The sequence below is a fragment of the Streptomyces sp. XY431 genome (assembly GCF_001279805.1).
Lineage (GTDB): Bacteria > Actinomycetota > Actinomycetes > Streptomycetales > Streptomycetaceae > Kitasatospora > Kitasatospora purpeofusca.
On record NZ_LGDO01000486.1, the window covers coordinates 1 to 14,691 of the forward strand.

Consider the following 14,691-nt stretch of genomic DNA (forward strand, 5'->3'; position numbering starts at 1 on the left):
CGTCGCTCGCGAGGTCTACCGCGTGCTCACCAGCACACCAACCGAACAAATCACGCAAACCGACCTTGCTCCCGCAACTTGACGTCTATAGGAGCATCCCCGGCGGGCGACCGGGGCCGGGGCGGACCGGGCCCCGTTGTCCGGTTCGCCGGTTGCACCGCGTAGAGTCTTCGGTCGTGAGCGAGTCGGCCGGGCGGGCACCCCAGAACACCGCGCCGTGCTGCGCCGTACGGGACCTGGTACGGACGTACCGCGCCGGGCGCGGCGGCGCCGCCGAGACGGTCCGGGCCAACGACGGCATCAGCCTGACCGTCCGGCAGGGCGAGATCTTCGGCCTGCTCGGACCCAACGGCGCGGGCAAGTCCACTCTGGTCCGTCAGCTCACCGGCCTGCTGCGGCCCGACTCCGGCAGCATCGAGATCCTCGGCCACGACGTGGTCCGGCACCCCGAGCGGGCCGCCCGGCTGCTCGGCTACCTCGGCCAGGAGTCCACCGCGCTCGACGAGCTGACCGTCGCCCTCGCGGCCGAGACCACCGGACGGCTGCGCGGCCTCGGCCGGACCGAGGCCCGGGCGGCGACGGACGCGGTGATCACCGAACTGGGCCTGGAACCGCTCGCCCACCGGCCGCTCGCCAAGCTCTCCGGCGGTCAGCGCAGGCTCGCCTGCTTCGCCGCCACCCTGGTCGGCGACCGGCCGCTGCTCGTCCTCGACGAGCCGACCACCGGCATGGACCCGGTCGCCCGGCGGGCCGTCTGGTCGGCGGTCGAGCGCCGCCGGGCCGAACGCTCCACCACCGTGCTGCTGGTCACCCACAACGTGATCGAGGCGGAGACCGTGCTGGACCGGGTCGCCGTGATCGACGAGGGCCGGGTGATCGCCTGCGACACCCCCGGCGGGCTCAAGGCGCTGGTCGACGGCGACGTCCGGCTCGACCTGGTCTGGCGGGACGAGGCGCCGCTGGGCGTCCCCGCCGTGGCGGCGCTGGCCGAGCGGGCCGAGCGCACCGGCCGCCGCTGGACCGTCCGCACCACTCCCGAGCAGGCCCGCGAACTGGTCTCGGCCGTCACCACCGGCCCGGCGTTCGCCGCCCTGGACGACTTCACCCTGGCCACCCCGAGTCTTGAGGACGCGTACCTCAAGCTGGGCGGCCGCCACGGAGGACTGGCCAAGTGACGCTGCTCTCGGCACCGCCGCGGACCACCCCGGCCGCGGCCGGACCCGCCCCGCTCGCCCCCGCCGCCCGGCTGCTGCCCGCCCTCGCGGCCGTCTACCGGGCGCAGCTCGCCCGGGCCAGGGTGGCGCGGATCCCGCTGCTGTTCGTGGCCACCTTCCAGTCGCTCGGCATCCTGGTGATGATGCGGGGCGTCGTCGACGCCGGGCAGACCTCGGCCGCCCAGTACGTGGTGGCCGGTTCCAGCGTGCTGGTGGTCGCCTTCGTCGCGCTCAACCTGCTCGCCCAGTACTTCGGGCGGCTGCGGGCCAGCGGCGGCCTGGACCACTACGCGACGCTGCCGGTGCCGGCCGCCTCGGTGGTGCTCGGGGCGGCCGCCGCGTTCGCCTCGTTCACCCTGCCGGGGGCGCTGGTCACGGCGGCCGTGGGCGCGGTCATGTTCGGGCTGCCGCTGGGGCAGCTGTGGGTGCTGCTCGCCGTGGTGCCGCTGGCCGGGGCGGCGCTGGCCGGGCTCGGCGCGGCCTGCGGGCTGCTCGCGCCCCGGCAGGAGATCGCCACCATGCTGGGGCAGCTCGGCATGTCGGCGGCGCTGCTGCTCGGCGTCCTGCCGGTCGACCACCTGCCGCAGCCGGTGCTGTGGCTGCGCGACCTGCTGCCGTCCACCTACGCGGTCGAGGCGTTCGCCCGGACGTTCCGGCCGGGCCCCGACTGGGCGGCGGTGGTCGCGGACCTCGGGGTGTGCGCGGGGGTGGGCGTGGTCTCGCTGGCCGTGGCCACCTGGGCGTACCGGCGGGCGACCCGCCGGTAGGACGCGTCCTCCGGATCACGCCGGGCCCCCGTCGGTTCGGTGGGTGGCCGGGTCGTGGCGGTGGTGAGCGTGAAACGATGGGGGCGTGACCGTACCGAACACACCTCCGGATCCCGCGCGCGCCGACGGTGTCACCGATGCCGTGCCCGCCCCGTCCGCCGCCGACCGTGATCCGTACGCCGCGCCCGGGCCCGCGTCCGAGCCGTACGGGCTGCCGTCCGGGGTGGACCTGGCGGCCGGGAAGGGCCGGTCGGCCGAGCCGATCGCGCAGCGGCTGCTGCCCGAGCTGAGGGTCGGAGCGGCCACGGTGCTGGCCTGCCTGGTGCTCGGGGTCGTGATGGGCGCGCTGTGGGTCTGGCTGGCGCCCAAGGTGCCGCTGGTGGTGGACGGCAACAAGATCCTCTACGCCGACCCGGAGGGCGAGCAGCGGGCCGGCGCCGACAGCGTCTTCGTACTGCTCGGCCTGGGGGCGGGCCTGCTGACCGCGCTGGGCGCGTTCCTGTTCACCCGCAAGCGGGGCGGCGGGATCGCGGTGGCGGTCGGGCTGGCGGTCGGCGGACTGCTGGCCTCGGTCGGCGCGTGGGGGCTCGGGCGCTGGCTCGGGCCGAGCCGCGACCTGGTCGCCCAGGCGCGGCGGGTCGGCAACGGCGGGCACTTCTCGGCGGACATCGACCTCGGGGCGTACGGCGCGGTGCTGGCCTGGCCGATGGCCGCCATGGTGCTGCTGCTGGCGCTGTCGGCGGCGTTCGGCAAGCGCGAGGAGGACCCGCCGCCGTACTGGGTCCCGGGGCCGCCGGTCCCGGGCGCGGGCCTTCCGGCCGGGCAGCCGGGCGTGCACCAGGCCGTGCACCCGGCCGCCCCGCCGCAGGACCGCCGGGAGGACCGGCACGAGGGCTGACCGGCCGCGCGGCCGCTCAGCGGCTGCTCAGCGGGCGATCGGGGCGGTGCGGGCCCCGGTCAGGGTGACCAGGTGCGCGGGGGAGAGTTCGACCTCCAGGCCCCGGCGGCCCGCGGAGACGAAGACGGTGGGGTGGCCGAGCGCGCTCTCGTCGACGACCGTGCGCAGCGCCCGGCGCTGGCCGAGCGGGGAGATGCCGCCCCGGACGTAGCCGCTGCTGCGCTCGGCGGCGGCCGGATCGGCCATCGCGGCGCGCTTGCCGCCGACCGCCGCAGCCAGCGCCTTGAGGTCCAGCTGCCCGGAGACCGGGACCACGCCCACGGTGAGGACGCCGTCGACGTCGGCGACCAGGGTCTTGAAGACCCGGTCGGCGGTCACCCCGAGCGCCTCGGCGGCCTCGTCCCCGTACGAGGCGGCCGCCGGGTCGTGCTCGTAGGCGTGCACCGTGAACGGCACCCCGGCGGTCTCCAGGGCGACCGTCGCGGGTGTGCCGCGGCCGCCCTTCTTCGGTTTCGTGGCCACGGGGCCTCCGGTGGTCGGTCGGGGCCGGTCCAGGTGGGGCTGAGCCGGTCGGGGGCCGGTCAGTTCGGGCTGAAGGACTGGCGGGTCAGATTGACGGCGGGCAGCGAGGGGAGCCAGCCGAGCACCGCGCTCTCGCGGCGCAGCAGTTCGAGTTCGGCCCGCAGCCGCTGGGCGTTGTCCGGGCTGGCGAGCAGCCGCTGCTTGAGCGGGACCTCCAGCACGGCGGCGGCCGCGACCAGGTAGGACAGCACCTGCGGGTCGTCGGGCAGCTCCTGGCGGCCGACGGTGCTGGCCTCCCGGGCGCCGGCGAGCCGCCGCTGGTAGGTGCGGAAGGCGCGCTCGACCTCGGCGGCCAGGGCCCCGGAGCCCTCGCCGGCGCGCTCCTCGATCGGTTCGGCCTCGCCGACCAGGTAGGGGCCGCCGACGTCGACCGAGCGCAGCCGGAACCGGGTGGTGCCGGTGACCAGCAGCTCGTAGCGGCCGTCGGGCTGCGGCTGGACGGAGGTGACGTCCGCGACACAGCCGATGTGGTGCAGTGCCTCCAGCGGGTCGCCGGTGGCGGTGCCGAGGCCGTCCAGCGGACCGGCCGGTCCGTCGTCGGGGCGGACCGGGGCGACCTCGCGGCCGTCCTTGATGGCGAGCACGCCGAAGCGGCGCGGCCGGTCCTCGGGTCCGTCGACCAGATCGGCGACGAGACGGCGGTAGCGCTCCTCGAAGACGTTCAGGGGCATGACCAGGCCCGGGTAGAGCACGTTGTTCAGCGGGAAGAGCGGCAGCCGTTCTGTCACGGCGGACAGCGTAGTTCCCCGGGCGGTGCGAGCGCTCCGGGGTTATCCGCGCGAGCGCGTCCGCGGCCGCCGGCGGCCGCCCGCGCGGGAGTGTCCGCCGCCGTCCGCCGCTGCCTGCGGCTATCCGCGCTGGAGCATCCGGCTGGCGCCGGCGGCGACGGTGGTGGCGAGCACCCAGCCGACGACGACCAGGCTCGCCGAGACCCACTGGGACGCTCCGCCGGGGTTCCAGCCGCCCTGGCCGAGGTCGACGACCGGCAGCAGCTGGCCGAGCGCGTACAGCACCGGGTTCCAGTGCGGCCGCTCGTCGGCCTTGAGCGGCTGGAGCGCGTGGGTGGCGAAGTAGAGGCTGCCGAGCGCCCAGGCGAGCAGCAGCCAGAGCGCGGCCCGGCCGGGCCGGTAGCCGTAGCCGACCGTCGCGTCCTGGACCCGGCCCCAGATCCGGGCCGGCAGCGGCAGGGTCTGCCGGCGGCGGCGCTGCTTGGCGTGGAGCACCTCGCGGGCGTCGTCGTCGGCGCCGTCGCGGCGCAGCGCGGCGGCGAGCTGCTCGTAGGACTCGGGCTGGAACTCCACCGCGGCGCCCTCCAGCCAGGCGATCCGCTCGTGGACGGGGAACGGCACGGCCGGGCGCAGGCACTCGTAGGTGAAGCCGGTGAGGCCGATCGTGCCGCCCCCCGGCCAGGAGCCGGGGGCGTCGACCAGGTTGCCGATCCGGGCCCGGGACAGCGAGACCGTGCCGCCGGACGGGAAGCGGCAGGTGAAGCGCAGCTCCGGGGTCTGGATCCGGCGCAGGGTGACCTCGTCGCCCTCGTCGAGGTGGAACTCGGCGTCGGAGAGCAGGCAGGCGTTGTCGAACCGGCCGTCGGACAGCCGGACCTGGCCGAAGGCGCGGAACGGCGTGCTCGGCGAGCCCGGCGGCGGCACCTCGCCGTACCCGGAGCCGTAGTAGGTCTGCGACCCGTACCAGCCGCCGTCGGCCGAGCCGCTCAGGTACACCGTGTGGCCGACGGTGAGCCGGACGGCGTTGAGGGCGTTGCGGTTGCCCGGGACGGCGTGCAGCTGGGCGCCGCGCAGCGAGAGCCGGCCGCCGATCCGGGCGGTGCGCAGGCTGACCTCGCCGTCGGTGGCGAGCCGGTCGGCCTCGCAGTCCTGGTTCACCGCGATGCCGTCCGCGGACAGCGCCCGGCCGAACCGGTCGCCGCCCAGGACGGCCTGGTTGAGCAGCAGGTCGGTGCCGATCCGGGCATCGGTGAGCCGCACGCCCTGGCGTATTCGGCAGCGCGCCAGGTGCAGGTCGCCGGAGGTCACCAGCCGGGAGGCCTCCAGCCGGGGGACGAGGCAGTTGATGAAGCGCAGGGTGCCGGCCTCGGCCTCGGACATCAGGATCTTCTGGTCGAACCGGCAGTCGTGGAGCTCGACGTAGTGCCCGATCGTGCCGCCGGCCAGCCGCAGCGGCCCGGTGACCAGCGCGCCGGTCAGCTTCAGCGAGGCGACCCGGCCGGGCACGGGGGCGGGCCCGTCCAGCAGCAGCCGGGAGAGCACCTCGGCCCGGACCGTCCGCCGGGCGTCCCAGACGGCCTCCCCGAAGGGGTCGTCCGCCGCCGCCTCGCCGGTGCGCAGGTCGAGGGTCCGGCCGTGCCGGAACGCCTGCCACAGTGCCTGCTCGGCCGCCGTCCAGCCGTCCGGTGCCCGCTCCGCCATGCTGTCCCCCGTGTCCCCTGGTCGTCTCGCACTTCGTATCACGGACTGAAATGCGGGATCGCGGGTTCCGGCCACTCCTTACACTGGGGGGCGTGATCTCTCGAATCGATCTGCGCGGCTCGCTCGACGACCCGCGCGGCCTGCTGCCCCGTGCCGACTTCGACGTCGCGGCCGCCCTGGAGAAGGTGCGCCCGATCGCCGAGGACGTGCACCATCGCGGTGTCGCGGCGCTGATCGAGATCACCGAACGCTTCGACGGCGTGCGGCTGGAGTCCACCCGGGTCCCGGCCGAGCAGCTCGCCGAGGCCCTCGCGGAGCTGGAGCCGAAGGTGCGCGCCGCACTGGAGGAGTCGATCCGCCGGGCCCGGCTGGTCCACGCCGACCAGCGCCGCGAGGGGCACACCACCCAGGTGGTGCCCGGCGGCACGGTGACCCAGCGCTGGGTGCCGGTGGACCGGGTCGGGCTGTACGTGCCGGGTGGTCTGGCCGTCTACCCGTCCTCCGTAGTGATGAACGTGGTGCCGGCCCAGGAGGCGGGCGTCGCCGGGATCGCGGTGACCTCGCCGCCGCAGAAGGCCTTCGGCGGCCGGGTGCACCCGACCATCCTGGCCGCGTGCGCGCTGCTCGGCGTCACCGAGGTGTACTCGGTCGGCGGCGCCCAGGCGGTCGCGATGTTCGCGCTCGGCACCGAGGAGTGCGAGCCGGTGAACATGGTCACCGGCCCCGGCAACATCTACGTGGCCGCCGCCAAGCGCTACTTCGCGGGCCGGATCGGCATCGACTCCGAGGCCGGACCGACCGAGATCGCCGTCCTCGCCGACGACACCGCCGACCCGGCGGAGGTCGCCGCCGACCTGATCAGCCAGGCCGAGCACGGCCCGACCTCGGGCTCGGTGCTGGTCACCGCCTCGGTGGAGCTCGCCGACGCGGTCGAGGCCGAGCTGAAGACCCAGGTCGCCCGGACCAAGCACGGCGAGCGGGTGGCCGAGGCCCTCGGCGGCCGGCAGTCCGGCATCATCCTGGTCGACGACCTGGAGCAGGGTCTGGCCGTCGTCAACGCCTACGCGGCCGAGCACCTGGAGATCCAGACCCGGGACCCGCACGCGGTCGCCGCGAAGGTCCGCAACGCGGGCGCGATCTTCATCGGCCGGTACACCCCGGTCTCGCTCGGCGACTACGCGGCCGGCTCCAACCACGTGCTGCCCACCGGCGGCTGCGCCTGCCACTCCGCGGGCCTGTCCGTGCAGACCTTCCTGCGCGGTGTGCAGGTCGTCGAGTACGACCGCGAGGCGCTGGCCGGCATCGCCGCGCACGTGGTCACCCTGGCGGACGCCGAGGACCTGCCCGGTCACGGCGACGCGATCAAGGCACGGTTCGTCGGAGACGAACACAATTGGCAGAGCGAGTGGACGGTTCCCGGCACGTGACCACCATCGACGACCTTCCCGTCCGGGACGAGCTGCGCGGCCAGTCGCCCTACGGCGCCCCGCAGCTCGACGTCCCGGTCCAGCTGAACACCAACGAGAACCCGTACCCGCTCCCCGAGGAGCTGGTCGCCCGGATCGCCGAGCGGGTCGCCGAGGCCGCCCGCCACCTCAACCGCTACCCCGACCGGGACGCGGTCGAGCTGCGCGAGGGCCTGGCCGCCTACCTGACCCGGACCACCGGCTTCGCCGTCGCCCGGCCGAACGTCTGGGCCGCCAACGGCTCCAACGAGGTGCTCCAGCAGCTGCTCCAGACCTTCGGCGGCCCCGGCCGCACCGCGCTCGGCTTCGAGCCCTCGTACTCGATGCACGCGCTGATCTCCCGGGGCACCGGCACCGGCTGGATCTCCGGCCCGCGCAACGACGACTTCACCATCGACCTGGACGCCGCCGCGGCGGCGATCGCCGAGCACCGGCCGCACGTGCTGTTCGTCTGCTCGCCGAACAACCCGACCGGGACGGCCGTCGCCGCCGACACCGTGCTGCGGCTGTACGAGGCCGCGCAGGCCGCCCGGCCCAGCCTGGTGGTGGTCGACGAGGCGTACGTCGAGTTCTCGCACCGGCCCTCGCTGCTGTCGCTGATCGAGGGCCGCCCCAACCTGGTGGTCACCCGCACCATGTCCAAGGCCTTCGGCGCGGCCGGGCTGCGCCTGGGCTACCTGGCCGCCGACCCGGCGGTGGTGGACGCGGTCCAGCTGGTGCGCCTGCCGTACCACCTGTCGGCCGTCACCCAGGCGACCGCGCTGGCCTGCCTGGAGCACACCGACACCCTGCTCGGCTACGTCGGCCGGCTCAAGGACGAGCGCGACCGGCTGGTCGGGGCACTGCGCGGACTCGGGCTGGAGGTGACCGACTCGGACGCCAACTTCGTCCAGTTCGGCCGCTTCGCCGACACCCACGCCGTCTGGCGGGCCATCCTCGACCACGGCGTCCTGGTCCGGGACAACGGCGTCCCCGGGTGGCTGCGCGTCACCGCAGGCACCCCCGCCGAGAACGACGCCTTCCTGGCCGCCGTCGCCACAGTGATCAAGGAGCTGTACCCCGTATGACCCGCATCGGACGCGTGGAACGCACCACCAAGGAGACGTCCGTCCTGGTCGAAATAGACCTCGACGGCACCGGCAAGACCGACATCTCCACGGGCGTCGGCTTCTACGACCACATGCTCGACCAGCTCGGGCGCCACGGCCTCTTCGACCTGACCGTGAAGACCGACGGCGACCTGCACATCGACAGCCACCACACCATCGAGGACACCGCCCTCGCGCTCGGCGCCGCCTTCCGGCAGGCGCTCGGCGACAAGGTCGGCATCTACCGCTTCGGCAACTGCACCGTCCCGCTGGACGAGTCGCTCGCCCAGGTGACCGTCGACCTCTCCGGCCGCCCCTACCTGGTGCACACCGAGCCGGAGAACATGGCGCCGATGATCGGCGCCTACGACACCACCATGACCCGGCACATCCTGGAGTCCTTCGTGGCCCAGGCCCGGATCGCCCTGCACGTCCACGTGCCGTACGGGCGCAACGCCCACCACATCGTGGAGTGCCAGTTCAAGGCGCTGGCCCGGGCCCTGCGCTACGCCTCCGAGCGCGACCCGCGCGCGGCCGGCATCCTCCCGTCGACCAAGGGTGCGCTGTGAGCAACACTGCGATGGTCCTCATCTTCGTCGGGCTCTTCCTGGCCGGCGGCGTGATCTCGTTCTGGAAGCAGAAGCAGGCGAAGGGCGTCATCCTCGTCCTCGCGCTGGGCTCGGCCATGTGCCTGGGCGCCGGCCTGATGCGCCTGTAACCGCCCGGCGAACGAAAGACTGGACACCTGAACATGGGCAAGAACGTCGTGGTGCTCGACTACGGCTCCGGCAACCTCCGCTCGGCGCAGCGCGCCCTGGAGCGGACCGGCGCCACCGTCACCGTCACCTCCGACTACCAGGCCGCGATGGACGCCGACGGCCTGCTCGTCCCCGGCGTCGGCGCCTTCGAAGCCTGCATGCGCGGGCTGAAGTCGGTCCGCGGGGACTGGATCGTCGGACGCCGGCTGGCCGGCGGCCGACCGGTCATGGGCATCTGCGTGGGCATGCAGATCCTCTTCGAGAAGGGCGTCGAGCACGGGGTGGAGACCCCCGGCTGCGACGAGTGGCCGGGCACGGTGGAGCCGCTGGAGGCCCCGGTCGTCCCGCACATGGGCTGGAACACCGTGGACGCCCCCGAGGGCAACCGGATGTTCGCCGGCCTGGACGCGGACGCCCGCTTCTACTTCGTCCACTCCTACGGGGTGCGGCACTGGGAGCTCGAGACGCACAGCGCGCGGATCAACCCGCCGCTGGTCACCTGGGCCACGCACGGGCAGCCGTTCGTGGCGGCGATCGAGAACGGCCCGCTCTGGGCCACCCAGTTCCATCCCGAGAAGTCCGGCGACGCCGGCGCCGCCCTGCTGACCAACTGGGTCAACACCCTCTGACCACGGAAGACGTGTACCTCATGAGCCGCCTCGAACTGCTGCCCGCCGTCGACGTCCGGGACGGGCAGGCCGTCCGCCTGGTCAAGGGCGCCTCCGGCACCGAGACCTCCTTCGGCGAGCCGCTCGCCGCCGCCCTCGCCTGGCAGAGCGCCGGCGCCGAGTGGCTGCACCTGGTCGACCTCGACGCCGCCTTCGGCACCGGCTCCAACCGCGAGCTGGTCCGCGGGATCACCGAGACCCTCGACATCAAGGTCGAGCTGTCCGGCGGCATCCGCGACGACGCCTCGCTGGCCGCCGCGCTCGCCACCGGCTGCACCCGGGTCAACCTCGGTACCGCCGCCCTGGAGAGCCCGGACTGGGTCGCCAAGGTCATCGCCGAGCACGGCGACCGGATCGCCGTCGGCCTGGACGTGGTCGGCACCACCCTGCGCGGCCGGGGCTGGACCAGCGAGGGCGGCCAGCTCTTCGAGGTGCTGGCCCGTCTGGACGCCGAGGGCTGCGCCCGCTACGTGGTCACGGACGTCAACCGGGACGGCACCCTGACCGGCCCCAACCTCCAGCTGCTGCGCGACGTGTGCGCCGCCACCGACCGTCCGGTGGTCGCCTCCGGCGGCGTCTCCTCGCTGGACGACCTGGTCGCGATCGCCGGCCTGGTCGGCGAGGGAGTCGAGGGCGCGATCGTCGGCAAGGCACTCTACGAGCAGAAGTTCACCCTCGGAGAGGCGTTGGAGGCGGTTTCGGGATGACGGAACGTCGGATCGTGCGCGGCCGGGTCGACGGGTTCTCCCCCTGGGAGGAGATCCTCGGCACGTCGCAGGCGGTCGCCGCCGGGGACCACGTCCACGTGGCCGGTGCCAGGCCGCTGGTGGACGGCGTGCTGCAGGGCGAGGGCGACCCCTACGAGCAGGTGCGGGCCGCCTTCGGCAACGCGCTGGAGGCCCTGGCCGCGTACGGTCTGACGGCGGACGACGTGGTCCGCACCCGGGTGTACCTCACCCACTCCCGTGACATCGACGCGGCGGGCCGCGCCCACCAGGAACTCTTCGGGGCCGTGCGCCCGGTGGCCGCCGTCGTGGTGGTGCAGAGCCTGGTCGACTCGCGGTTGCTCGTCGAGGTCGAACTCGACGCCCACCGCGCCGGACTCGCCGCCACCCTGGAAGCTCTGGAAGGCAAGCAGCCGTGACCCTCGCAGTACGTGTCATCCCCTGTCTGGACGTCGACGCCGGCCGTGTGGTCAAGGGCGTCAACTTCCAGAACCTGCGGGACGCCGGGGACCCGGTCGAGATGGCCAGGCTCTACGACGCCGAGGGCGCCGACGAGCTGACCTTCCTCGACATCACCGCGTCCTCCGGCGACCGCGAGACCACCTACGACGTGGTCCGCCGCACCGCCGAGCAGGTGTTCATCCCGCTCACCGTCGGCGGCGGCATCCGCGCCGTCGAGGACGTCGACAAGCTGCTGCGGGCCGGCGCCGACAAGGTCGGCGTCAACACCGCCGCCATCGCCCGCCCCGAGCTGGTCCGCGAGATCGCCCGGCGGTTCGGCCGCCAGGTGCTGGTGCTGTCGGTGGACGCCCGCCGCTGCGCCGAGGGCACCGAGACCGCCTCCGGCTTCGAGGTCACCACCCACGGCGGCCGCAAGGGCACCGGCCTGGACGCCGTGGAGTGGGCCGGCCGCGCCGCCGAGCTGGGCGCCGGCGAGATCCTGCTCAACTCGATGGACGCCGACGGCACCAAGGACGGCTACGACCTGGAGCTGATCCGGTCCGTCCGCGCGGCCGTGTCCGTCCCGGTGATCGCCTCCGGCGGCGCCGGGAAGCTCGCCGACTTCGCCCCCGCGGTGGAGGCCGGCGCGGACGCGGTCCTGGCCGCCAGCGTCTTCCACTTCGGGGACCTGCGGATCGGCGAGGTCAAGAACGCGCTGCGGGAGGCCGGGCACCCGGTCCGCTGACCGTTCGGCCCGGCCCGGCCCGGCGCGCGACCGCTCGGCCGCGCGCCGGACCGGGTGCGCCGCCCGTCAGGCGTCCTTCGGCGGCTCGCCCTTGATCAGCGCGAACGGGGCGCCGAACGGGTCGGCCAGCCAGGCGATCCGGCCGACGTCCGGCACGCTCTCCGGGCCCATCAGCACGCTCGCCCCGGCGGCGGTGGCCCGGGCGACCACCGCGTCCACGTCGGAGGAGCCGAAGTACGGCGTCCAGGACGGCGGCCCGGAGTCAGCCATCACCGGGGCGATGCCGCCGAAGGTGGTGGCCCGCAGGTCCCCCTCGGCCGGGGAGAGCACCTTGTACGTCATGCCGGGCGCCGGGAAGTCCTCCTCGCGCCAGCCGAACACCGTCCGGTAGAAGCCGGAGCCGGCGTCCACGGAGCCGGTGTGCAGCTCGATCCAGATCAGTGCGCCGTCCTCGGACACGGCGTCCAGGCCGGTGACGGCGCCCGGCTGCCAGACCGCGAACTGCGCGCCCTGGGGATCGGTCAGCTGGGCCATCCGCCCGGCGTCCATCACGTCGAAGGCCGGGACCCGGACGGTGCCGCCGGCCCGCTCGACGGCCCCGGCGGCGGCCTCGGCGTCCGGTGTGCGGAAGTACGTCGTCCAGGCGGAGCGCGCGCCCTCCTCGGTGAGCGGGCCGACGGCGGCGACCGTCCGGCCGTCCAGCTGGAGGAAGCCGTAGCCGCCGGCCTCCGGGCCGGCCGAGCGGAAGGTCCAGCCGAACACCGCCCCGTAGAACGCGGCGGCGGCGGCCGGGTCGGGGCTGCCGAGGTCGACCCAGCAGGGGGAGCCGACCGGGAAGTCGGTGGTGAGCATGGTGTCGCGTCCCTTCGACGGAGACGGTAACGACGGGCAGGGGGGGCCGGACGGCCGCCACCGCGGGCCCGGCGGCGCCCCTCCCGGCCACCTGCGAGTCTGCACCCCGCCACCGACATCCGCAGCCGGGGCGGGAACCGGCTGCGCTACCGGCGCTACTCCCGCTCGGGGAGCGGGAGGGCGTGCCGCAGGGCCTCGACGGCGTCGTGCGGGCCGTCGACCTCGACCCGGGCGCGGGCGCCCCGGCCGAAGGCGAGCAGCACCAGCTCGCCCGGCTCGCCGGTGATCCGCACCGTCGCCGGTCCGGCCGGCCCGACGGCCAGGCTCCGGCCGTCGGGGTGGCACAGCTCCAGCCGCACCGGGGAGCGGCGGCCCGCCTCCATCCGGGCGGGCAGCGACAGCCGGCGCCAGAGCGCCTCGGCCCGGCCGGCCGGCACCGCCGTCGGTGCCGGGCCGTCGCCGGCCCGGGCGACGTCCTCGGCGTGCACGTAGTACTCGACGGTGTTGCCCGCCTCGTCCGCGCCGGGCAGCGAGAACAGGGAGAACGGGGGCGGACCGGCGCGGAACATCCGGACCAGCTCCTCGTACGGCCGCCCGGCGTAGGACTCCTGCACCCGGTGGGTCCAGCCGGCCAGCGGGCCGATCCGGATGCCGGCGGCGGCGTCCGGCCGCCGCTCGCGGATCACCAGGTGGGCGGCGAGGTCCCGGGTGGACCATCCTTCGCAGAGGGTGGGCGCGTCCGGCCCGGCGGCGGCCAGCAGTTCGGCCAGACGGTGGCGCTCGGCGAGAGCGTGGTTAGACATGCGGCCCACCCTACGAGTGCCGACGGGGGGTCAGCGAAGGTGACCGGTGAGCTTGCCGGTGTCCGGCCGGTTGCCCGCCGTCAGGATGCAGGTGTAGTCGCGCCAGCCCTGCTGGTAGAAGGCGTAGCTCGGGCCCACCGGGTAGCTGTAGTACGGCCCGCCGCCGCCCTGCCGGGCCTCGGCGGCGGCCTGGGCCTCCTTGCAGCCGTCCCGCATCGCGTTGGCGACCTGGAAGTCGCCGGTCAGCCCGTCGGGCAGCAGCTGGTCGGCGATCGCCTCGCCGTCGTGCCTGCCCTCGCAGGGGCGGGCCTCCGGCTTGGTGACCGTCCGGCTCAGCTGCGGGTGGTCCAGGCAGGTGCCGACCGTGAAGAAGCTGTACGGGACGACCTTGGTCGGCGTCGGCGTCGGGGTCGGCGTGGGAGTGGGGGTGGGCGTCGGGGTGGGCGTCGGCGTCGCGGTGGTGGGGGCGGGCGGGGGCGGCGCCGGGGCCGGGTCGTCCCCCGGCCACAGCAGGACCGTGGCGACCACCGCGAGCAGCAGCACCAGCACCGCCGCGACGCCGACCCGCAGGCCCCGGGACGGCCGGGCGTCGTCGCCGCCGGGGCGCTCGCCGGGGCGGACGGCCGCGGACCGGTCGCCCGCGGACCGGTCGCGGCCGGGCGGCTCGGCGGACTCGGCGGAGTGCTGCTCGGAGGTCATGAGCACGAGAATGGCGCAGAGCGGGGGTACCCGGCAGGCGGTTGGCACAACTCGTTCGATCGGATGGTCCTCCCGGTCGCGCGCCGCGCCCCGCGCCCCGCTCCCACCTGCGCCCATGGGCGCGGCCGCGATCCGGACGGCGGCCCTGGCGGCCGGACCGGGCTGACACAATGGCCCCATGTCCACCACACCCGCCGCTCCCGGCTCCACCGCCCTGGCCCCCGAGATCGCCGCCCGGCTCAAGCGGACCGCGGACGGACTCCTCCCGGCCGTCGCGCAGCAGTACGACACCGGTGAGGTGCTGATGCTGGGCTGGATGGACGACGAGGCGCTGCACCGCACCCTCACCACCGGCCGCTGCACCTACTGGAGCCGCAGCCGCCACGAGTACTGGGTGAAGGGCGACACCTCCGGCCACGTCCAGCTGGTCAAGTCGGTCGCGCTGGACTGCGACGGCGACACCCTGCTGGTCAAGGTCGACCAGACCGGCGCGGCCTGCCACACCGGCGACCGCACCTGCTTCGACGCCGACGTGCTCCCGCTCGGCTGAACCGCC

Annotated in this window: 18 protein-coding genes; 12 read left to right on the forward strand and 6 right to left on the reverse strand. The window is 74.8% G+C overall.

Annotated elements, in window-relative coordinates:
* Positions 1 to 176 precede the first annotated feature (176 nt).
* From ADK60_RS32775 to ADK60_RS41270, 3 genes are all read left to right on the forward strand, one after another.
* Positions 177 to 1,175 carry an ABC transporter ATP-binding protein gene (locus ADK60_RS32775; RefSeq protein ID WP_045938162.1) on the forward strand — a complete coding sequence of 333 codons (999 nt, stop codon included), beginning with the start codon at positions 177 to 179 and terminating at the stop codon, positions 1,173 to 1,175.
* Complete coding sequence (locus tag ADK60_RS32780; protein ID WP_053650608.1) at positions 1,172 to 1,981, forward strand: ABC transporter permease; 810 nt, start codon at positions 1,172 to 1,174, stop codon at positions 1,979 to 1,981. Before ADK60_RS32775 ends, ADK60_RS32780 begins: the two co-directional genes overlap by 4 nt.
* 85 nt (positions 1,982 to 2,066) lie before the next feature.
* Positions 2,067 to 2,879, forward strand: coding sequence for a hypothetical protein (locus tag ADK60_RS41270; RefSeq protein ID WP_063783337.1), 813 nt, complete (start codon positions 2,067 to 2,069; stop codon positions 2,877 to 2,879).
* Positions 2,880 to 2,906: 27 nt separating this feature from the next.
* On the opposite strand, the gene ybaK is transcribed toward ADK60_RS41270, so the two are convergent.
* The 3 genes from ybaK to ADK60_RS32800 form a co-directional block, all read right to left on the reverse strand.
* Positions 2,907 to 3,401: a Cys-tRNA(Pro) deacylase gene (gene ybaK, locus ADK60_RS32790; RefSeq protein ID WP_053650609.1), complete on the reverse strand. Its 495-nt coding sequence runs from the start codon at positions 3,399 to 3,401 to the stop codon at positions 2,907 to 2,909.
* A gap of 59 nt (positions 3,402 to 3,460) precedes the next feature.
* Positions 3,461 to 4,189, reverse strand: a complete 729-nt coding sequence (locus tag ADK60_RS32795; RefSeq protein WP_078896200.1) for an LON peptidase substrate-binding domain-containing protein — start codon at positions 4,187 to 4,189, stop codon at positions 3,461 to 3,463.
* Between the two features lie 120 nt (positions 4,190 to 4,309).
* Positions 4,310 to 5,890 (reverse strand): hypothetical protein, encoded by a 1,581-nt coding sequence (locus tag ADK60_RS32800; protein ID WP_053650610.1) that lies wholly within the window; start codon positions 5,888 to 5,890, stop codon positions 4,310 to 4,312.
* A gap of 92 nt (positions 5,891 to 5,982) precedes the next feature.
* Here ADK60_RS32800 and hisD point away from each other — a divergent pair, with 92 nt between their 5' ends.
* Genes hisD through hisF form a run of 8 tightly spaced genes read left to right on the forward strand, consistent with a single transcriptional unit; the run spans position 5,983 to position 11,781 of the window.
* Entirely contained in the window at positions 5,983 to 7,317 is a 1,335-nt protein-coding gene (hisD, locus tag ADK60_RS32805) for a histidinol dehydrogenase (protein WP_053650611.1), read from the forward strand.
* Positions 7,314 to 8,423 carry a histidinol-phosphate transaminase gene (locus ADK60_RS32810; RefSeq protein ID WP_045938182.1) on the forward strand — a complete coding sequence of 370 codons (1,110 nt, stop codon included), beginning with the start codon at positions 7,314 to 7,316 and terminating at the stop codon, positions 8,421 to 8,423. The genes hisD and ADK60_RS32810 overlap by 4 nt, the downstream gene beginning before the upstream one ends.
* The gene (gene hisB, locus ADK60_RS32815) at positions 8,420 to 9,013 is read left to right on the forward strand and encodes an imidazoleglycerol-phosphate dehydratase HisB (RefSeq protein ID WP_045938157.1); all 594 of its coding nucleotides are present in this window, start codon (positions 8,420 to 8,422) and stop codon (positions 9,011 to 9,013) included. Before ADK60_RS32810 ends, hisB begins: the two co-directional genes overlap by 4 nt.
* Positions 9,014 to 9,024: 11 nt before the next feature.
* Positions 9,025 to 9,162: a CG2302 family histidine operon protein gene (locus ADK60_RS45255; RefSeq protein WP_502687471.1), complete on the forward strand. Its 138-nt coding sequence runs from the start codon at positions 9,025 to 9,027 to the stop codon at positions 9,160 to 9,162.
* A 33-nt stretch (positions 9,163 to 9,195) separates the two neighbouring features.
* Positions 9,196 to 9,831: an imidazole glycerol phosphate synthase subunit HisH gene (gene hisH / locus ADK60_RS32825; protein WP_045938155.1), complete on the forward strand. Its 636-nt coding sequence runs from the start codon at positions 9,196 to 9,198 to the stop codon at positions 9,829 to 9,831.
* 20 nt (positions 9,832 to 9,851) lie between these two features.
* Positions 9,852 to 10,577 carry a bifunctional 1-(5-phosphoribosyl)-5-((5-phosphoribosylamino)methylideneamino)imidazole-4-carboxamide isomerase/phosphoribosylanthranilate isomerase PriA gene (gene priA / locus ADK60_RS32830; protein ID WP_045938181.1) on the forward strand — a complete coding sequence of 242 codons (726 nt, stop codon included), beginning with the start codon at positions 9,852 to 9,854 and terminating at the stop codon, positions 10,575 to 10,577.
* On the forward strand, positions 10,574 to 11,014 hold the full coding sequence (locus ADK60_RS32835; protein ID WP_045938154.1) for a Rid family hydrolase: 441 nt from the start codon (positions 10,574 to 10,576) through the stop codon (positions 11,012 to 11,014). Before priA ends, ADK60_RS32835 begins: the two co-directional genes overlap by 4 nt.
* Entirely contained in the window at positions 11,011 to 11,781 is a 771-nt protein-coding gene (gene hisF, locus ADK60_RS32840; protein ID WP_045938153.1) for an imidazole glycerol phosphate synthase subunit HisF, read from the forward strand. The genes ADK60_RS32835 and hisF overlap by 4 nt, the downstream gene beginning before the upstream one ends.
* 66 nt (positions 11,782 to 11,847) lie before the next feature.
* Here the strand turns inward: hisF and ADK60_RS32845 are convergent, their stop codons facing one another.
* From ADK60_RS32845 to ADK60_RS45990, 3 genes are all read right to left on the reverse strand, one after another.
* A complete protein-coding gene (locus ADK60_RS32845; protein ID WP_053650612.1) occupies positions 11,848 to 12,633 on the reverse strand; it encodes a VOC family protein in 786 nt (261 codons plus the stop codon).
* Between the two features lie 155 nt (positions 12,634 to 12,788).
* Positions 12,789 to 13,436, reverse strand: a complete 648-nt coding sequence (locus tag ADK60_RS32850; protein ID WP_053650613.1) for a TIGR03085 family metal-binding protein — start codon at positions 13,434 to 13,436, stop codon at positions 12,789 to 12,791.
* 30 nt (positions 13,437 to 13,466) lie between these two features.
* On the reverse strand, positions 13,467 to 14,135 hold the full coding sequence (locus ADK60_RS45990; RefSeq protein ID WP_053650614.1) for a hypothetical protein: 669 nt from the start codon (positions 14,133 to 14,135) through the stop codon (positions 13,467 to 13,469).
* A gap of 178 nt (positions 14,136 to 14,313) precedes the next feature.
* On the opposite strand from ADK60_RS45990, the gene hisI reads away from it, so the two are divergent.
* Positions 14,314 to 14,685, forward strand: a complete 372-nt coding sequence (gene hisI, locus ADK60_RS32860) for a phosphoribosyl-AMP cyclohydrolase (RefSeq protein ID WP_045938149.1) — start codon at positions 14,314 to 14,316, stop codon at positions 14,683 to 14,685.
* Positions 14,686 to 14,691: the final 6 nt, after the last annotated feature.